At 72.0% G+C, this 17402-nt stretch carries 15 protein-coding genes; 4 read left to right on the top strand and 11 right to left on the bottom strand.

Annotated features, from left to right (window positions below):
• Positions 1 to 49 precede the first annotated feature (49 nt).
• From ACIPSE_RS01835 to ACIPSE_RS01800, 8 genes are all read right to left on the bottom strand, one after another.
• Complete coding sequence (locus ACIPSE_RS01835) at positions 50 to 1435, bottom strand: amino acid permease (protein ID WP_401656297.1); 1386 nt, start codon at positions 1433 to 1435, stop codon at positions 50 to 52.
• A gap of 123 nt (positions 1436 to 1558) precedes the next feature.
• Positions 1559 to 2449, bottom strand: a complete 891-nt coding sequence (locus ACIPSE_RS01830; RefSeq protein WP_401656295.1) for a TauD/TfdA dioxygenase family protein — start codon at positions 2447 to 2449, stop codon at positions 1559 to 1561.
• Between the two features lie 70 nt (positions 2450 to 2519).
• On the bottom strand, positions 2520 to 3857 hold the full coding sequence (locus ACIPSE_RS01825) for an LLM class flavin-dependent oxidoreductase (RefSeq protein WP_401656292.1): 1338 nt from the start codon (positions 3855 to 3857) through the stop codon (positions 2520 to 2522).
• On the bottom strand, positions 3854 to 4579 hold the full coding sequence (locus ACIPSE_RS01820) for an ABC transporter ATP-binding protein (RefSeq protein WP_401656289.1): 726 nt from the start codon (positions 4577 to 4579) through the stop codon (positions 3854 to 3856). Before ACIPSE_RS01820 ends, ACIPSE_RS01825 begins: the two co-directional genes overlap by 4 nt.
• Complete coding sequence (locus ACIPSE_RS01815) at positions 4555 to 5394, bottom strand: ABC transporter permease (protein WP_401656287.1); 840 nt, start codon at positions 5392 to 5394, stop codon at positions 4555 to 4557. The genes ACIPSE_RS01820 and ACIPSE_RS01815 overlap by 25 nt, the downstream gene beginning before the upstream one ends.
• Positions 5391 to 6470 carry an ABC transporter substrate-binding protein gene (locus ACIPSE_RS01810; RefSeq protein ID WP_401656285.1) on the bottom strand — a complete coding sequence of 360 codons (1080 nt, stop codon included), beginning with the start codon at positions 6468 to 6470 and terminating at the stop codon, positions 5391 to 5393. Before ACIPSE_RS01810 ends, ACIPSE_RS01815 begins: the two co-directional genes overlap by 4 nt.
• Positions 6471 to 6721: 251 nt before the next feature.
• On the bottom strand, positions 6722 to 7933 hold the full coding sequence (locus tag ACIPSE_RS01805; protein WP_401656283.1) for an ROK family protein: 1212 nt from the start codon (positions 7931 to 7933) through the stop codon (positions 6722 to 6724).
• 85 nt (positions 7934 to 8018) lie between these two features.
• Positions 8019 to 8105, bottom strand: a complete 87-nt coding sequence (locus tag ACIPSE_RS01800; RefSeq protein WP_401657632.1) for a putative leader peptide — start codon at positions 8103 to 8105, stop codon at positions 8019 to 8021.
• Positions 8106 to 8375: 270 nt separating this feature from the next.
• Between ACIPSE_RS01800 and ACIPSE_RS01795 the strand changes: the two genes are divergently transcribed.
• A complete protein-coding gene (locus tag ACIPSE_RS01795) occupies positions 8376 to 8954 on the top strand; it encodes a biotin transporter BioY (RefSeq protein ID WP_401656281.1) in 579 nt (192 codons plus the stop codon).
• 91 nt (positions 8955 to 9045) lie between these two features.
• Here ACIPSE_RS01795 and ACIPSE_RS01790 read toward each other — a convergent pair whose 3' ends face one another.
• Complete coding sequence (locus tag ACIPSE_RS01790; protein ID WP_401656279.1) at positions 9046 to 9765, bottom strand: hypothetical protein; 720 nt, start codon at positions 9763 to 9765, stop codon at positions 9046 to 9048.
• A 276-nt stretch (positions 9766 to 10041) separates the two neighbouring features.
• Between ACIPSE_RS01790 and ACIPSE_RS01785 the strand changes: the two genes are divergently transcribed.
• Positions 10042 to 12912, top strand: a complete 2871-nt coding sequence (locus ACIPSE_RS01785) for a protein kinase (RefSeq protein WP_401657630.1) — start codon at positions 10042 to 10044, stop codon at positions 12910 to 12912.
• 72 nt (positions 12913 to 12984) lie between these two features.
• On the opposite strand, the gene ACIPSE_RS01780 is transcribed toward ACIPSE_RS01785, so the two are convergent.
• Complete coding sequence (locus ACIPSE_RS01780; protein WP_401656277.1) at positions 12985 to 14403, bottom strand: amino acid permease; 1419 nt, start codon at positions 14401 to 14403, stop codon at positions 12985 to 12987.
• Positions 14404 to 14609: 206 nt separating this feature from the next.
• Between ACIPSE_RS01780 and ACIPSE_RS01775 the strand changes: the two genes are divergently transcribed.
• Both ACIPSE_RS01775 and ACIPSE_RS01770 read left to right on the top strand, forming a co-directional pair.
• Positions 14610 to 15098, top strand: a complete 489-nt coding sequence (locus tag ACIPSE_RS01775; protein ID WP_401656275.1) for a ribose-5-phosphate isomerase — start codon at positions 14610 to 14612, stop codon at positions 15096 to 15098.
• Between the two features lie 74 nt (positions 15099 to 15172).
• Entirely contained in the window at positions 15173 to 15994 is an 822-nt protein-coding gene (locus tag ACIPSE_RS01770; protein ID WP_401656273.1) for an Fpg/Nei family DNA glycosylase, read from the top strand.
• Positions 15995 to 16040: 46 nt separating this feature from the next.
• Here the strand turns inward: ACIPSE_RS01770 and ACIPSE_RS01765 are convergent, their stop codons facing one another.
• On the bottom strand, positions 16041 to 17270 hold the full coding sequence (locus ACIPSE_RS01765; protein ID WP_401657628.1) for a GNAT family N-acetyltransferase: 1230 nt from the start codon (positions 17268 to 17270) through the stop codon (positions 16041 to 16043).
• Positions 17271 to 17402: the final 132 nt, after the last annotated feature.

The following is a 17402-nucleotide window of genomic DNA, read 5'->3' as shown; positions in this document are numbered from 1 at the left end:
AAAAAGCCCCCGCGCGGATCCGCGCGGGGGCTCTCGGCGTGGTGGGGAATCAGACGGTCGCCCGCCTCCGCTGCCAGGCGTAGCCGGCCGCCGCCAGAGCCAGCGTCATCGCGCCCGTCGAGTACAACTGGACGCGGGTGTCCGGCTCACGGGCCATCAGGACGAGGATGCAGGCCATACCGGCCAGGGCGACCCAGGTCAGCGCGGGGAACGCCCACATGCGGACCGTCAGCCGTCCGGGCGCCTCGCGCTCCAGCCGCCGCCGCAGCCGCAACTGGGCGACGGCGACGAAGATCCATACGACGAGGATGACCGCGCCGATCATGTTGAGCAGCCAGCTGAACACGTCGTCCGGCCGCCAGTAGCTGAGCAGCACGCACCCGAAACCGAAGACCGAGGAGACCAGTACGGCGGTCCGGGGCACACCCGAGGACACCCGGCCCAGCGCCCGGGGACCCTGCCCCCGCTCGACGAGCGAGTAGGCGATGCGCGAGGCGCCGTAGATGTTGGCGTTCATCGCCGAGAGCAGGGCGACCAGGACGACGACGTTCATCAGCTGACCCGCGCCCGGGATGCCCAGGCGGTCGAGGGCGGCCACGTACGGGCCCTTCTCGACGACCTCGGCCGAGTCCCAGGGGACGAGCGTCACGATGACCGCCATCGAGCCGATGTAGAAGAGCGCGATGCGCCACATCGCCGTACGGACCGCGCTCGCCACCCCGCGCACCGGGTCCTCGGACTCGGCCGCCGCGATGGTCACCGTCTCCAGTCCGCCGTAGGCGAAGACGGAGGCCAGGATGCCGATGACCAGGCCCTCACCGCCGTGCGGGAGGAAGTCGGTGAGGTTCGAGACGCCCGGGGAGTCCGTGCCCGGCAGGACGCCCGCGACGGCCAGCGCCCCGAGGACCAGGAAGAGGGAGATCGCGCCGACCTTCAGCGCCGCGAACCAGAACTCGAACTCGCCGAAGTTCTTCACCGCGGCGAGGTTCGTCCCGCAGAACACGACCATGAACAGCGCCACCCAGGCCCACTCCGGGGTGCCCGGCAGCCAGCCCGTCACGATCTTCGCGGCGCCGATGCCCTCCAGGCCCACGGCCGTGCACAGCAGCACCCAGAACGACCAGCCCGCCGTGAAGCCCGCCCACGGCCCGATCGCCCGCTCGGCGTGCGCCGAGAAGGAGCCGGACGACGGGTACGCCGCCGACATCTCGCCGAGCATCCGCATCACCAGCATCACGAGGAGACCGGAGAGGGTGTAGGCGATCACGATCGACGGCCCGGCGGCGGCGATGCCCGCGCCGGAGCCCACGAACAGGCCCGCCCCGATCACCCCGCCGAGGGCGATCATCGACAGATGGCGCTGCTTGAGGCCGTGCGAGAGGGCCGTCGGGGCGTCCGCCCCCGGTGGGGCGGGGGCGGTGGTGCGGGAAGGCATGGGCGCGGCTCGTCCAATGGTCGAGAGGGGCGGTGGGGGGGCAAAACGCCCACAGTCTGGGCGGCCTCCCCGCTGACGGGGGAAGGCCGCCCACTATCCGGACGCGTCCGGTGCGCTGTGTGGTTACGCCGCTACGGAGGTGTAGTGCGAGGCGTCGCCCTGCACCGAGTAGCTCTCCTTGCCCTCCACGCCGACCGGGATGTCACCGGCGACGGTCACCCGGTGCAGCCTGCGGGCCTGACGGTCGTAGTTGTCGACGGCGTAGTGCTGCGTGATGCGGTTGTCGAACAGGACCAGCTGGTTCGGCGACCAGCGGTGCCGCAGGATGTGCTCGGGCCGCACTACGTACGACTGGAGCAGGTCGAGGACCGTGCGGGACTCGCCCACCGACAGCCCCACGATCCGCTGCGCGAACCCGCCGATGAACAGGCCGCGTTCACCGGTCAGCGGGTGGACGCGGACCACGGGATGGGCCGTGCGGTACGCGATCGAGGTGAACCGGGCGCGCTGGGCGGCCCTCGTCTCGTCGATCTCCTCCGTCGGCACCGCGTAGTCGTAGTCGTTGGTGTGCTCGGCCCACAGCGTGTCCGCGAACTGCCGCAGCGGGTCCGGCAGACTCCGGTACGCCGCCGCCGCGTTGGTGATCAGCGTCTCGCCGCCGTACGGCGGGAGCGTGATGCTGCGCAGGGTGCTGGCCTGGGGCGGGTTGAGGACGAAGGTGACGTCCGTGTGCCAGTGGCTGGCGCTGCCCTGCTCGCTGTCGACGGGCAGCACGTTCGGGGCGCCCTCGACCGCGCCGACCGTCGGGTGGGCGGTGGTCAGGTCCCCGAAGTGGCGGGCGAACGCCTGCTGTCCGGCGTCGTCGAGGCGCACGTCGTCGAAGACCAGCGCCTTGTGGACGTTGAGCGCCTCACGGATACCGGCGACGGCCCGCTCGTCGAGCGGCCCGGAGATGTCCACACCGGAGACCTGCGCGCCGATGTGGGCGGTGACCTTGCGGATGTCGAGCGTCATGACGGATCGGCCTTTCGGGAAGGGGAGTTCGGGAAGGGCTGTGCGGAACTCGGACTCGGCGCGGACCGGTTCAGACCGGGGAGGCGGTGTACTGGTTGGCGGGGCGGGGCAGGCCGTAGCGCTCGCGCAGGGTGCGGCGCGGGCCGTACTCCTCGCGGAGCAGACCCCGGGCGCGCAGGAGCGGGACGACGTGGTCCACGAAGAGGTCGAGGCCGGACGGCAGTACGGCCGGCATGATGTTGAAGCCGTCGGCGGCGCCGAGCGTGAACCACCGCTCGATCGCACCGGCGACCTGCTCGGGCGTCCCCGCGAAGGTGAGATGCCCGCGCCCGCCGCCGAGCCGCCCGACGAGCCGCCGCACGGTCAGCCCCTCGCGCCGGGCGAGTCCGACGACCAGCGTGTAGCGGCTCTTCGCACCCTCGATCGCGCTCTCGGGCGGCAGATCCGCGGGCAGCGGGGCGTCCAGCTCCAGCGTGCCGCTCGGCAGGTGCAGCAGCCGCTCCAGGTTGGCCACGCCGTGCGCGGGCACGATGTGGTCCTCCAGGAGCTGCTCGGCCGCCCGCGCCTCGGCCTCGGTGGAGCCGATGACCGGCACGATCCCGGGCAGCACCTTGAGATGATCGGGGTCCCGTCCGGCCGCGCGGGTACGGGACTTGAGGTCGGCGTAGAAGTCCTGCGCGTCCTCCAGGGTCTGCTGCGCGGTGAACACCGCCTCCGCGTACCGGGCGGCGAACGCCCTGCCGTCCTCGCTGGACCCCGCCTGCACCAGCAGCGGGTAACCCTGCGGTGAGCGCGGCACGTTGAGGGCGCCCTCGACACCGAAGTACGTGCCCCGGTGCCGGGGCGGATGGATCTTCGTGTCGTCGCCCCACACCCCGGACGCCTTGTCGGCGACGATCGTGTCGTCCTCCCAGCTGTCCCAGAGCTTCAGCGCCACGTCGAGGAACTCGGCGGCCCGCGCGTACCGGTCGGCGTGCGCGGGCTCGGCGTCCAGCCCGAAGTTGCGGGCCGCCTCCGCACCGGCGGTGGTGACGACGTTCCAGCCCGCCCGGCCGCCGCTGACGATGTCCAGCGAGGCGAACCTGCGGGCCAGGTTGTAGGGGGAGTTGTAGGACGTGGACGCGGTGGCGATCAGGCCGATGTGCTCGGTGGCCGTCGCCAGTGCGGTGAGCAGGGTCAGCGGTTCCAGGGCGCCCGCCGGACGCTGACCCACACTGCCCCACAGGTGCGGACCGTCGGCGAGGAACAGCGAGTCGAAGGTGCCCCGTTCGGCGGTCCGGGCCAGCCGGACGTAGTGGCCGAGCTCGACGTGCGCGTACGGATCGCTCTCCGGGAGCCGCCAGGACGCCTCGTGGTGGCCGGTGTTCATCAGGAACGCGTTCAGACGCAGCCGGCGGACGGCGCTCATGCGGGGTCCTCCGTGACGCCCAGCGCCGCGAGCAGCCGCTCCCGGTACTCGCCCAGCAGCGGATCCCGGTACGACCGCGGATGCGGCCGGTCGACGGTCAGGTCGAGGCCGATCCGGCCGTGCTCCAGCACCAGCACCCGGTCGGCGAGCACGATCGCCTCGTCCACGTCGTGCGTGACCAGCAGCACGGACGGCCGGTGCCGCTCCCACAGCTCCCGCAGCAGGGCGTGCATCCTGATCCGGGTCAGCGCGTCCAGCGCCCCGAACGGCTCGTCGGCCAGCAGCAGTTCGGGCTCCCGGACCAGCGACCTGGCCAGCGCGGCCCGCTGTGCCTCACCGCCGGACAGCTCGCTGGGCCAGGCCCGCTCGCGCCCCTTGAGCCCCACCTCGTCGAGCGCGGCCCGCCCCGCGGCCTCGCCGTCCGTGCCCAGCAGGACGTTGTCCAGGACCCGGCGCCAGGGGAGCAGCCGTGAGTCCTGGAAGACCACGGAGATCCGTTCCGGGGCGGCCAGTTCACCGCTCCCGGCGACCTGGTGGTCCAGCCCCGCGACCGCCCGCAGCAGCGTGCTCTTGCCGGAGCCGCTGTGCCCGAGCAGGGCCGTGAACTGCCCCGCCGGCAGGTCGAGGTCGATGCCGTCGAGGACCGTGCGCCCCTCGAACGACCGGGTGAGGCCCCGGAGCCGGACGGCCGGCCGGGTCAGCTGCTCAGTGTGCGTCGCCACGACAGCACCCTTCGTTCGATGAGACGGACCGCGCTGTCGGAGACGAGGCCGAAGATCCCGTAGACGACCAGACCGACGAGGATGACGTCCGACTGGCCGTAGTTCGTGGCCTGGAACATCATGTAACCGAGCCCGCTGGTCGCGTTGATCTGCTCCAGCACCACCAGCCCGAGCCAGGAACCGGTGACGCCGAGCCGGAGTCCCACGAAGAATCCGGGCAGCGCGCCGGGGATCACGATCTGCCGGACGAACTGGAGCCGGTTCAGGCCCTGCACCTCGGCGAGTTCGACGAACCGGCTGTCGATGCCGGACAGCGCGGCATGGGTGTTCAGATAGATCGGGATGTAGACGACGATCGCGATGATGGCGATCTTGAAGGTCTCCCCGATGCCCAGCCAGAGGATGAACAGCGGGATCAGCCCCAGGGTCGGGATCGCCCGGTTGAGGTTCACCGTCCCGTCGATCAGCGCCTCGCCGACGCGGCTCAGCCCCGCGGCCAGCGCTAGGACGACCCCGGCGGTCAGCCCGATCGCGAAGCCGGACGCGGCCCGTTGCAGCGAGGTGAGGACGTCCTCGGACAGGGTGCCCTCGTTCCACAGCCGCACCCCCGTCGCGACGACCGTCCAGGGTGCCGGGATCGCCGCCGGGTCCAGCCGGCCGGCTGCGGAGGCCGCGGCCCACAGGGCGAGGAAAAGGGCGGGACCGATCAGCCGGGTGGCGGGCAGCCGCCTGCCGGGCGCGAGCGTACGGCGCCTGCGCCGGGCCACGGGCGGGGCCTCGGTGACGGCGGGCGCCGCCGTCGTCACGGCGCTCACCTGCGGTACTCCTCGGTCACGGACCGCGCGGCGATGCCCTCGAAGCGGTGGTCGAAGAGCGAGCCCACGTCGAACTCCTTCACGAACCCGCCCTCCGCGAGCAGATCGGCCGTCTCCTGCTCCCAGCGGATGGCCTCGTCCCAACTCGGAGGGAAGAGCGGCTTGTTGGCGAGGTCCGAGATCGACTTGGCCTGGGCGGCGGTCAGGTTCTGCGTCCTGACGTAGAACTCCCGGTTCCAGACGTCCGGGTTCTCGTACGCCCACACCGCGCCCTTGGCCCAGTACGGGATGTACGCGGCGACCGCGGCGGCCTTCGCCTCGTCACCCAGCACCGACGCGGGCGCCCACAGCAGGTTGAGCAGGTCGACGACGTCCGTGGCGATGACCCGGGCGCCCTTCGCCTCGTACTGCGCGAGATAGGCGGGCGACTGGGTGTTGCCCAGCGGGGCGATGTCGACCTGGCCCGACTGGAGGGCGGTGAGGAACTGGTTGCTGGTCAGCGGGACCAGGTCCACGTCGTCGTAGGCGAGCCCCGCCTGCTTCAACGCCCGCAGCAGCACGACCCCTTGGGCCTGGCCCTGCGAGAACGCGAGCTTTCTGCCCTTGAAATCCCCGACCGAGGTGATGTCGCTGCCCGGCTTGGTGGCGAAGACGTAGTTGGGCTTGCGGGTGATGTTGATCGCGACGATCTTCGCGTCCAGCCCCTGGTAGTGGGCCTGGATCGGCGGGATGCCCGCGTTGTTGGCGAGATCCAGGGACCTGGAACGGAAGGCGTTGATGACATCGGGGCCGGCGGCGAGATTCACCCAACTGGACACCGTGAACGGCAGCTTGCCCAACTCGGCCAGCTTGAACTGGAGTTGCTGGGTGCCCTGGTACGAGGTGATCTTCAGACCGGTACCGGGCGGGACCTTGTCGGCCAGCGGCGCCGAGGAGGCCGCCGTGCCGCCGGTGGCCGCACGGGACTCGGCGCAGCCGGTCAGCCCCGCGACACCGGCCGCGGCACCGAGCAGGGAGGTGAGGAACAGGCGGCGGTCGACGCCGCGGACAGGGGGATCGGACACGGGCCTGGGCATGGGAGAACTCCGTCAGCCGAAAGGGGAGGAAAAGGAGAGAGGAAGGACGCGAGAGGAAGCGGAGCGAGGAGACGCGAAGGCAGGCGAAATCCGCGCAGGAGAGCGGAGGAAGTGAGCGGAGAAGAGAGCCGAGCGCGCTCGACGCGCGCGTCAACGTGTCAGCTGCAGAAGGTGCGACAACTCGTGAACAGGCTCATGACCAGCATGTTCCCGACCGCTGCCGACGGCTGTCAACATTCCGAGTTTCTGAATTAAATAGCCTCAGGTGAGGCGCCCAGCGGGTCCCGGTACAGCACGTCCAACGCGACACAGCCCCCGGCCATGGCCAGCACGTGATCCTTGAAACTGCTCGGGACGACGGACGCCGCCCGGGCGCCCCCGACCCCCTCGCGCAGTCCCTCCAGGCAGTCCGGCCGGGACATCGCTCCCACCTCGGTGACCACGACGACGTCCGGGTTGAGGATGTCGAGCAGCATCCCCGCCGCCCGCCCCGTCATCCGCGACCGCTCCACCAGCAGCCGTACGGCCGTCGCGTCGCCGCCCGCCGCGGCCCGCACCAGATGCACCGGGTTCACCCCGGCGATCGAGCCCGCCGCCCGCGCCCTGCGGCACAGCGTCCGCTCGCCCAACTCGGCCTGGAGGCAGCCGATCCGGCCGCACGCGCACGGCTCGGTACCGCCCGGAACCGGCAGATGGGCGATCGCACCCGCCTGGGAGCGCGGCCCGTGGTGCACCTCGTCATGGGTGGCGAACGCGGCGTCGACGACGTTGCCGACGAAGAGGTGCAGCATGCTCCGGCTGCCCCGGGCCCGCCCGAACAGCCGCTCCGCGTTGACCAGTGCCCGCGCGTGCCCGTCCACATGGACCGGCAGCCCGGTCCGCTCACCGATCGGCTCCCGCACCGGGACGTCCCGCCAGCCCAGCAGCGGATGCTCCACCACGGTCCCCGACTCCCGGTCCACCCAGCCGCCCGCCGAGAAGCCGATCCCGAGCGGCCGGCACCCCGGGGCCTCGCGCAGCAGCCCCACGAGCCGCTCGGCCGCCCGCGCCAGGACCCGCCGCGGATCGGTGCCGTCGTGCGGCAGCTCCCGCGAGCGGACCACCCGGCCCCGCAGATCCAGCAGCGCGAGCGTGGTGTGGGGCACGGCCACATGGACGCCGCCCACCACGAAACGCGAGTCGTCCAGGTCGACCGGCACATGGGGCCGCCCCACACCCCTGCTCCGCCGGGGCACGGCGGACTCCCGGATGAGTCCCCGCTCGGTGAACCGGGCGCAGTAGTCCGTCACCGACGCCGGGGACAGCCCGGTCAGCCGGGCGATGGTGGAGCGCGCGACCGGCCCGTGCTCCAGCACGGACCGCAGGACGACACTGGCGCTCGTCCGCCGCCGGTCGCTGTCGGCGGCAGGGGGCAGGGGCGTGGGCGCGGGAGCGGCCAGGGGATGGGACAGGGGAGTGGGCATGGATGTGGGCATGGATGTGGGCATGGCGATCACCTCGGGAGCGGTTCCGGCACCGTCTCTGTCCGTGAGGCGCGCCGAGGCCGCCTCACCCGCGGCGGCGACAGGCGGCTGCGCTCACACGCCGCAGGTCGACATGGCGACGCGACGTGAGCAGCAGGGCCTGGGGAACCATGGCCCGAAGCGTAGGGCCGGGCGTCGGCCGCGACCAGAGCGCCGACGGCCATTTGGTGGGACCCTACAGACGCTGTTCACATTGGACACGTGACCGAAACGTCCCTGCCTCAGTGACCGGCGTCACCTCTGGACCCGTGTAGCCCTCACCCTTTGTCCGGAGCCCACCAAGCTCCCGCTCCACCCTTTGTCGAGCGCTGACGGTGATCGCCACGAGGGCCCCGGGATAGCGTCACGGTGTCCCCAGTGCCCTCACCTCGCCGGAGTCCCCATGAGCACCGCCGTCGCCCCCGTCCGTCCCGGCCAGGTCCTCGCGGACCTCCTCCCGGCCTCCCGCGTCCGCGACATCGCGCTCGTGCTCGGCGGCGCCGCCTTCACCGGCCTCGCCGCCCAGATCGCCGTGCCCGTCCCGGGCTCCCCGGTGCCGGTGACCGGCCAGACGCTCGCGGTGCTGCTCGTCGGCACGGCGCTCGGCGCCGGCCGCGGCTTCCTCTCCCTCGCGCTCTACGCGATCGCCGGCGTCGTGGGCGTGCCGTGGTTCGCGGAGGGTGCCTCCGGCGCCGCCGCGCCCTCCTTCGGCTACGTCCTCGGCATGATCCTCGCGTCCACCGCCGTCGGCGCCCTCGCCCGGCGCGGCGCCGACCGCTCGGCCCTGCGCACCGCGGGCGCGATGCTGCTCGGCGAGGCGATCATCTACGCCGTCGGCGTGCCCTACCTCGCCTTCGCGGCCGGCATGTCCCTCTCCGCCGCGATCGCCGCCGGTCTCACCCCGTTCCTGATCGGCGACGCCCTCAAGGCCGCGCTGGCGATGGGGCTGCTGCCGACGGCGTGGAAGCTGCTCGACCGGTGACCGTGCGGTAGAACGCAGGACGGACGCACCGAAGGAGGGGCCGGGGTGGTGACACCACCCCGGCCCCTCCTTCCCGTTTCCCGTCGCGCTGTCAGTCCTGCTGCCGCGGGCGCCGCTGCGACCACCAGAGCCCGGCCGCGCCGGCGCTCAGCAGCGCCGCGCCCGCCGCGCCCAGCAGCACCTCGCGCGGTGCGGCGCCGGTCTGGGGCAGGTCGTCACCGCCGGGTGCCACCGGCTTGTTGTCGGTGCCGAGGAGCAGCGGGGTGGCCGGGGCGTTCGGCGACGGGTTCGTCGTGCCGAACGGAACCGGGCCCTGCTGCCAGTACGTCTTCTTCCCGTCGGCGGTCTGCACCGGGAGACAGATCTTCCCGGTCTTGCCGAGATCGAACGACGCGTCCACGGCGTACGACTTCGAGTCGCCCGCCGCGAGATTGTCGATCGGGCAGGCGAAACCGCTGTTGGAACCCTCCGGAAGATCACCTTCGGGAATCTGGGAGCAGCCTTGTACTCCGTTGACCGTGAGGCCGTCGAAACCGACGACCAAAAGCTGGATCTTTCCGCTCTCCTTGGTCCCCTCGTTCTTCACCGTCGCGGTGATGTCGGTCTTTTCGGAAGAATTGTCGACCGAGATCTGTTCGGGCAGAGTCGTGGTCAACTTGACCCCGGCCGGTGCCTCGTCGACGACCTTTCCCCCCTTGCTGCTGCCGGGCCCCTGGTCATCCGCACTGGCGGTGACAGAAAGGATCATCACGGTCGAGAAAGATGCCGTGACCAGCGATCCCGCGATGGCCGTCATACGACGAGAACTCATGTTCGCCCCCCTTGCCTGCGCCTGAATTCGCAGTACTCGAAGAGGTACCACAAGATTTCTCCGCACTATGCTGGTACGGCGCGAAGTGTGACCATTGTGTTGAAGTAGGGGCGCGCGGGGGAGTGTTGAGGAGCGTAGAGGGGGTGCAGCGGATTGCCGGGTAATTCGGGGAACGCGGGAAACACGGGAAACCAGGGAAACACCCGGAACGGTGGGTCGCCGGGGACGCTGGTGGCGGGACGTTATCGCCTGGCCGAAAGCATCGGACAGGGCGGAATGGGGCGGGTGTGGCGAGCGGCCGACGAGATGCTCGACCGCCCGGTCGCCGTCAAGGAGATGCGCATCGACGGCCTCGACGCCGAGGACACCCGCACCCGCCGCGAACGCACCCTGCGCGAGGCGCGCGCCACCGCCCGCATCGACCACCCCAACGTCGTCCGCGTCTACGACGTCGTCGACGAGGGTGAACGCCTGTGGATCGTCATGGAGTTGGTCGTCGGCCGCTCCCTGGAACGTCTCATGGCCGAGGAGGGCCCCCTGGCGCCCGCCGCGACCGCCCGGATCGGCATCGGCCTCGTGGAGGCGCTGCGCCAGGTCCACGCGCGCGGTGTGCTGCACCGGGACATCAAGCCGGGCAACGTCCTTGTCGAGGACGCCGGACGCCGGGTCGTCCTCACCGACTTCGGCATCGCGGCCATGCAGGACGCCAAGGCGCTCACGATGGTCGGCATGCTGGTCGGCTCGCCCGACTACATGGCCCCCGAACGGGTCTCCGGCCGTCCCCAGGGCCCGCCGTCCGACATCTGGTCCCTCGGCGCGACCCTGTGCGCCGTGCTCGGCGGCCGTTCGCCCTTCTCCCGCGACACCACCCTCGCCACCCTCCACGCCGTCCTCTACGAAGAGCCCGAACTTCCCCCCTCCGCAGGCCCTTTGACGGCCACACTGGCCGCCCTCCTGGAGAAGGAACCGGAGACCCGCCCCGGCCTGGACGACCTGGAGGCAGCCCTCCGCCAGGTCGCCTTCCCGGCCCCCACCCCCACGGTGGCGGTGGGAGCGGCGGACATCGACGCCCCCGGCTCCCGTGCCCAGGCTCCCGCCTCCGGACCACAGGAACCGGAAGCTCCAGGAACCCCCCTGCCCGAGACCGAGGCCGAGGTCGAACGGGAGCGCCGGCCATGGCCCGGATCATCGGACGCCCCCTCCGAGCCGGAGGAGCCCCGCCCCGGACCCTCGACTGCGGACCCGGCGGTTACGGCGCCGGGTCCGGAACGGGAACCGGAGCCATGGCCGAGGCAAGGACCATCAGGCACCGCCTCGGCGCCGGACTCGGCGGAGGAGGGGCGGGCGGACGCTTCGGCTGCGCGCGGCCCGGCGGTCGCCGGACCCGGGGCGGAGCCGAGGCCGGAGCCCGGGTCGTGGCGAGAGCGATCAGGTGTCGCTTCCGGGCCCGGCCCGGCGGGGGAGCCGCAGCCCGGTCCCTCGGCGGCGCACGCCCCGGCCTCCCCGGGACCGGGACCGGGGTCGGAGCGGCCTGCGCCGGAGCCGTGGCCAGGGGTGTCAAATGCCGCCGCAGCGCCGGGCTCGGTTGAGGGGGAGCGGTCTGAGCCTTCTGCCGCGCGCGGTCCCGTCGTAGACCCGGCGGTTGCCGGACCGGAGGCGAGGTCGGAGCCGGGGTCGTGGTCAGGGCGATCAGGTGCCGCTTCCGGGCCGGACCCGGCAGAGGAGTCCCAGCCCGGTCCCTCGGCGGCACACGCCCGAGGCTTGGATCCGGCGGCCCTGAGCCCGGGGTCGCAACGGCCCGCGTCGGAGTCGGGGTCCTGGCCAGGGGCCTCAGGTGGCCCCTCCGAGCCTGACCTGGCCGAGGAGCCGCAGCCCGGTCCCTCGGGGGCACACGCACCGGCCCCGAACCCGGCGTTCCCCGGACCGGAGGCGGAACCGCCCGTGCCGGATTCCGGTGTCGTCGGCGCCGGGGCCGATTCGCCGCGCGGGAACGGTACGGCGGGCGGCACCGCGGAGCAGCCCGCCTCGTCCGAGGCGTCGGCGTCGGCGCCGGCCCCGGACCGTGACACACCCCGATTCCCCTGGCCGGTGCGGGAGTCACCCACCCCGGCCTACCTGGACGCCTCGCGGCTCCCGCCCTCGCTGTCCGACGCCCCTGAGGAGCCCGAACCCGACCCCGTCCAGGACGCGATCCCGCCCCAGTACGCCGCAGCGCCCACCCCCGACAGCCGTCCCGTCAGCCTGGATCGGCGGCGCCCCACCGAGGTGGTCGCCCCCGGCCCCTCCGCCTCTTCCACCTCTTCCACGTCCTCCACCTCCTCCAGCTCGTCCAGCGAAGCGGCGTCGGCCATCGGTTCGGAGGTCCGTTCCGAGACGCCCACCGTGCCGCGTCGCGCGGGCGTCTCGCTGATCCGGTCGCAGGCACTGACGGAGCCGCACCCGCTCGTCGAACCGGCGCCGGCACCGGTGCCCGCACCGGAGCCGGCCGGGCGACGAGACCCCCGCCCCCGACGCCGTACCGGCTGGATCGCCGCCGGGGCGCTGGCCACGGCGGGAGCGGTGGCCGCGGCGGTGCTGCTGCTGAACTCGGGTTCCGGTGCGCCGGACGACGACCGGGCGGGAGGCGGCTCGTCCAGCGCGGCGGCGTCGCCCACGGGGTCGGGGACCCCGTCCCCGTCCCCGACCCCGTCGTCCACCGTCGAGGGAACGGCCCGCCCGCGCAGCCTGCCGCCCGGCGCGCACGAGGAGGCGGGCGGCTACGGATGGGCGACGCCCACGGGCTGGCGCAGGGACGTGAAGACCGGCGCGGAGGTGCACTACACGTCGCCCGACGGCACGCAGGAGCTGGTCGCCAAGTCGTCCCTCGCGCGGGGGGACTTGATGGACACCTGGGAGACCTCGGAGCGCAACGCCCAGCAGGGGCAGGACTACACGAAGATCCGCCTGGAGGAGACGACCTTCCAGGGCAACCCGGCGGTCGTGTGGGAGTACACGTTCACCCTCAAGGGCACCGCCTGGCACGCCCGGTTGCTCGGCTTCAACGAGGACGGGAAGTCGTACCAGGTCGACATCTTCTACCAGCCGGACGTCGAGGCGCAGGCGCTGAAGACGTACGGGAAGGTGAAGGAGAGCTTCACCGTGCTGTGAGTGCGGCGCTGCGAGAGCGGCGACGGCACAGCACGGTGAAGGGCACGGCACGGTGAAGGACGACGGCCGGTGTCAGCCGACCCTGACCTCGTCCCGGGGCTCCCCGGAGTCCGTGGCGGGAGCGGCCGGACGGCCCTTGCCCAGCGCCTGCCGTACGAACGCGATGGCGAGGACGACCGCCGCGACGAGCAGGGACAGCAGCACGGTCTCACGGCCGTCGTGCTCGGTGTCGGTGAGCATGTAGCCGAGGACGAACACGATGAGCGCGGCCGTCGCCCAGGTCAGATACGGGTACAGCCACATCCGTACGACGAGCTTCTCGGGCGACTCGGCCTGGATGATCCGCCGCATGCGCAGCTGCGAGAAGCAGATGACGAGCCACACGAACAGGGCGACCGCGCCCGAGGAGTTGACCAGGAAGAGGAAGACGGAGTCCGGGAAGCGGTAGTTGAAGAACACGGCCACGAACCCGAAGACGACGGACGCGACGATCGCGGCCATCGGCACCCCGCGGGAGGTGGTGCGGGCGAACGCCTTGGGGGCGTCACCCCGCTCGCCGAGCGAGAAGGCCATGCGGGAGGCCGTGTAGAGACCGGAGTTGAGACACGACAGCACGGACGTCAGCACGATGAAGTTCATGATCTGGCCGGCGTGCGCGATACCGAGGGAGTCGAGCGCGGCGACGTAGGAGCCGTCCTCCGCGATGGACCCGGAGTCCCAGGGCAGCAGCGTGACGACCACGAAGATCGAGCCGAGGTAGAAGACGCCGATCCGCCAGATGATGCTGTTCGTCGACTTGGTGACGGCGCGCTGCGGGTCCTCGGACTCACCGGCGGCCAGGGTGGCGATCTCGCTGCCCATGAAGGAGAAGACGACGAGCAGGACACCGGTGAGGATCGCGCCGGGCCCGTTGGGCAGGAACCCGCCGTGGCCGGTGAGGTTGGAGAGCCCGGCCTGCGAGGTGTCCGCGCCCGGCAGCACACCGAAGACGGCCAGCAGTCCGACCACGATGAACGCGCCGATGGCGACGACCTTGATCCCGGCGAACCAGAACTCGAACTCGCCGTAGGAGCCGACGGAGACGAGGTTCGTGGCGGTCAGCACGACCATCACGATCAGCGCCCACCCCCACTGCGGTACGGCGGGGATCCAGCCTTCGAGGATCTTGGCGCCGGCGGTCGCCTCCACGGCGAGCACGACGACCCAGAAGAACCAGTAGAGCCAGCCGATGGAGAACCCGGCCCAGCGGCCGAGCGCCCGGTCGGCGTGCGCGGAGAACGACCCGGAGGTCGGGTTGGCGGCCGACATCTCGCCGAGCATCCGCATCACCAGCACCACGAGCGTGCCGACGAGGGCGTACGAGAGCAGGATGCCGGGACCGGCGGTGGCGATACCGGAGCTGGAGCCGACGAAGAGGCCGGCGCCGATCACACCGCCGATGGCGATCATCGACAGATGTCGGTTCTTGAGGCCGGCTTGGAGACCAGTCATGAGGGGGGAATTCCTTTACGCCGGTGAGCGGGGTGCGTGTGGGGTACGCATCGGGCCGGTCCAGTGAAACGGAGGCAAAGGAATTCGTGAACCTTTGATTCAGGATCGTTACTTGAGTTTTTCCTGAGGTTTCGCGGTCGGGGGCATGATTTTCCTGATCGACACCCAGGGCGGCTGCCCGGAAACAGGCGTGTCACACTCGTCCCATGCGCGTGTATCTCGGCTCCGACCATGCGGGCTTCGAACTCAAGAACCACCTCGTCGACTGGCTGAAGGCGGCCGGCCACGACGCCGTGGACTGCGGCCCCCACATCTACGACGCCCAGGACGACTACCCGCCGTTCTGCCTCCGCGCCGCTGAGCGCACCGCCGCCGACCCCGACGCCCTCGGCATCGTCATCGGCGGGTCCGGCAACGGCGAGCAGATCGCCGCGAACAAGGTCAAGGGGGTGCGCGCGGCCCTCGCCTGGAGCGAGGAGACGGCGTCCCTGGGCCGCCAGCACAACAACGCCAACGTCGTCGCGGTGGGCGCCCGGATGCACACCCAGGACGAGGCGACGAAGTTCGTCGAGACCTTCCTCGCCACGCCCTTCTCCGGTGACGAGCGCCACATCCGCCGCATCGACATGCTCGCGGACTACGAGACCACGGGCGACCTCCCGCCGATCCCCCCGCACCACCCCCAGCAGGACTGACGCCGCACCTTCGGCGCCGGACGGCCCTCACCCCGTCCGGCGCGCGGCGAGAACGACACGACCGAGGAGTCACCGTGCCCGAGGGCCACACCATCCACCGGCTGGCCCAGGACTACGCCGCCGCGTTCCTCGGCACGGCCCCCCGCGTCACCAGCCCCCAGGGCAAGTTCTCCGACGCCGCCGCCCTCCTCGACCGCGCGGAGCTCACCCGTACCGAAGCCCACGGCAAGCACCTCTTCCTCGGCTTCCGCGACACCGGCCCCGCCACCGAGTGGATCCACATCCACCTCGGCCTCTTCGGCAAGGTCGCCTTCGGCCCCACCCCCGCGCCGCCGCCCACGGACACGGTCCGCCTCCGCCTGGCGAACCCCACCGCGTACGTCGACCTCCGCGGCCCCACCACCTGCGCGCTCGTCACCGACGGCGAGAAGCGGGCGATACACGACCGCCTGGGCCCCGACCCGCTGCGCGAGGACGCCGACCCCGACCGGGCCCTCGCCCGGATCTCCCGCAGCCGTACGACGATCGCGGCGCTCCTCATGGACCAGAAGGTCATCGCGGGCGTGGGCAACGTCTACCGCGCCGAGGTCCTCTTCCGGCACGGCATCGACCCGTACCGCGCGGGCAAGGACATCACCCGCGCCGAGTGGGACGCGATCTGGAGCGACCTCGTCGGCCTGATGCGCGAGGGCGTCCGCAACAACCGCATCGACACCGTCCGCCCGGAGCACACCCCGGAGGCGATGGGCCGCCCCCCGCGCAAGGACGACCACGGCGGCGAGGTCTACGTCTACCGCCGCGCCACGATGCCCTGCCTCGTCTGCGCCACGGAGATCCGCACCGCCGACCTCGCGGCCCGCAACCTCTTCTGGTGCCCCACCTGCCAGCGGTCCTGACCGCCCGGCGGACCGCTCCGGCCGCTCGGAAGCCGTGCGGCGGCCCTCAGAAGCCGTGCGGCAGCCAGGGCGCCAGCACACTCCCGAAGCCCACCGACGCCTCCGCCAGGGCCCCTTGGCGCAGTTCCCGTACCCGGCCCGCCGAGGCCAGTGCCGCGAGGCTCACCCCGCCGAGGTACGCCGCCCCCAACTCCCGTACGGACAGAGCGAGATCGGGAGTGTCCCGGGTGGGCTCGCAGGACGCGCCCTTGGAGTCGCCGCTGAGCCGCCAACGGCCCGCGTTCCAGGGGCAGAAGGCGTCCTCGACCTCGAACACCACGTCCACCGGCGCCTGGTAGGTGCGGGCCTGCAACGCGGCACCCAGGTCGACCAGCCGTACATGCAGCGAGTCCCGCTCGCGCAGCTGACAGCGCCGGATGTCGGAGACGAGATGCTGCCAGCCCTCGTCGACCGGCCGCCCGCGGGTGGTGAGCCGCGACGTGAGGTCGACATCGAACAGGAACCGCCACAGGGCGGCGTTCGCGGCCGGGTCGAGCCCCTGCACATCACGGACGAGGACGGTCCCCTCGGGCCCCGCGGCACCCCACTCGGGCTTCACCTGGAACCGCGCGTACCCGACGGTCCCCCCGTCCCGCGTGGCGACGACGCACTGCAACGGCGACGCGCCCGCCCGCTCGCTCTCGGGGTCGAGGAGCCCGACACGCTCCCAGCCGGGCGCGCGCGCCAGCATCCCCGGCCGTCCGGGCACCAGCCGCGCGTACACCGCCTCACAGGCGTCCAGCACGTCGGCCGGCCGCGCGTAGCGGACCTGTACGTCGTCGGTACCGGGCGGCACGGACAGCCGTACCCGGGTCGTGTCGATCTCCGCGGTCACGTTGAAGGTCGCCGCGGCGTACCCGAACCGGCCGTAGATCTCCGGTTCCGAGGCCGTCAGCACGGCGAGGGGCTCGCCCCAGGACCGCACGTCGTCCAGTTGCCGCCGCATCATCGACCGCAGGATCCCGCGCCGCCGGTGGGTCGCGGCCACGCTCACCATCGTCACCCCGGCCACGGGCACCGAGGCGCCGCCGGGCACCGTGAGCCGGAAACCGAACGCGCCCGCCGAACCGACGCACACGCCCCCGTCCCAGGCGCCGATCGAACGGTCCACCTCGGTGAGCGCGTCCCACAACTCCCGTTCCTCGGGCGCCTCGGGCACGCCGCCGAAGGCGCGGATCAGGGTGTCGTACCACTCGTTCCAGTCGTCCTGCCGCAGTACTCGCAGGTCGGCCGCCATGGACGCGGGGTTCCGGGACTCAGTTGCCATGGGCCATGCCTACCAGGGCAATGCGGGACGAGCCAGGGAATTTCTCCTTGGTGGCCGCGAAGCGGCTTTCCGTGAAGTTCACTGTGAAGTCGAACCTCGGAG

Source organism: Streptomyces sp. NPDC090106, assembly GCF_044747265.1.
Lineage (GTDB): Bacteria > Actinomycetota > Actinomycetes > Streptomycetales > Streptomycetaceae > Streptomyces.
This window is presented reverse-complemented; position numbering and strand designations above follow the sequence as displayed.

What these genes read in the sequence shown, in the direction of transcription:
- ACIPSE_RS01765 (WP_401657628.1), bottom strand. Translation starts at nt 17,270, where the DNA reads ATGGCGGCCGACCTGCGAGTACTGCGGCAGGACGACTGGAACGAGTGG.
- ACIPSE_RS01835 (WP_401656297.1), bottom strand. Translation starts at nt 1,435, where the DNA reads ATGCCTTCCCGCACCACCGCCCCCGCCCCACCGGGGGCGGACGCCCCG.
- ACIPSE_RS01805 (WP_401656283.1), bottom strand. Translation starts at nt 7,933, where the DNA reads ATGCCCACTCCCCTGTCCCATCCCCTGGCCGCTCCCGCGCCCACGCCC.
- ACIPSE_RS01785 (WP_401657630.1), top strand. Translation starts at nt 10,042, where the DNA reads ATGGGGCGGGTGTGGCGAGCGGCCGACGAGATGCTCGACCGCCCGGTC.
- ACIPSE_RS01795 (WP_401656281.1), top strand. Translation starts at nt 8,376, where the DNA reads ATGAGCACCGCCGTCGCCCCCGTCCGTCCCGGCCAGGTCCTCGCGGAC.
- ACIPSE_RS01775 (WP_401656275.1), top strand. Translation starts at nt 14,610, where the DNA reads ATGCGCGTGTATCTCGGCTCCGACCATGCGGGCTTCGAACTCAAGAAC.
- ACIPSE_RS01825 (WP_401656292.1), bottom strand. Translation starts at nt 3,857, where the DNA reads ATGAGCGCCGTCCGCCGGCTGCGTCTGAACGCGTTCCTGATGAACACC.
- ACIPSE_RS01830 (WP_401656295.1), bottom strand. Translation starts at nt 2,449, where the DNA reads ATGACGCTCGACATCCGCAAGGTCACCGCCCACATCGGCGCGCAGGTC.
- ACIPSE_RS01790 (WP_401656279.1), bottom strand. Translation starts at nt 9,765, where the DNA reads ATGAGTTCTCGTCGTATGACGGCCATCGCGGGATCGCTGGTCACGGCA.
- ACIPSE_RS01780 (WP_401656277.1), bottom strand. Translation starts at nt 14,403, where the DNA reads ATGACTGGTCTCCAAGCCGGCCTCAAGAACCGACATCTGTCGATGATC.
- ACIPSE_RS01810 (WP_401656285.1), bottom strand. Translation starts at nt 6,470, where the DNA reads ATGCCCAGGCCCGTGTCCGATCCCCCTGTCCGCGGCGTCGACCGCCGC.
- ACIPSE_RS01800 (WP_401657632.1), bottom strand. Translation starts at nt 8,105, where the DNA reads ATGGTTCCCCAGGCCCTGCTGCTCACGTCGCGTCGCCATGTCGACCTG.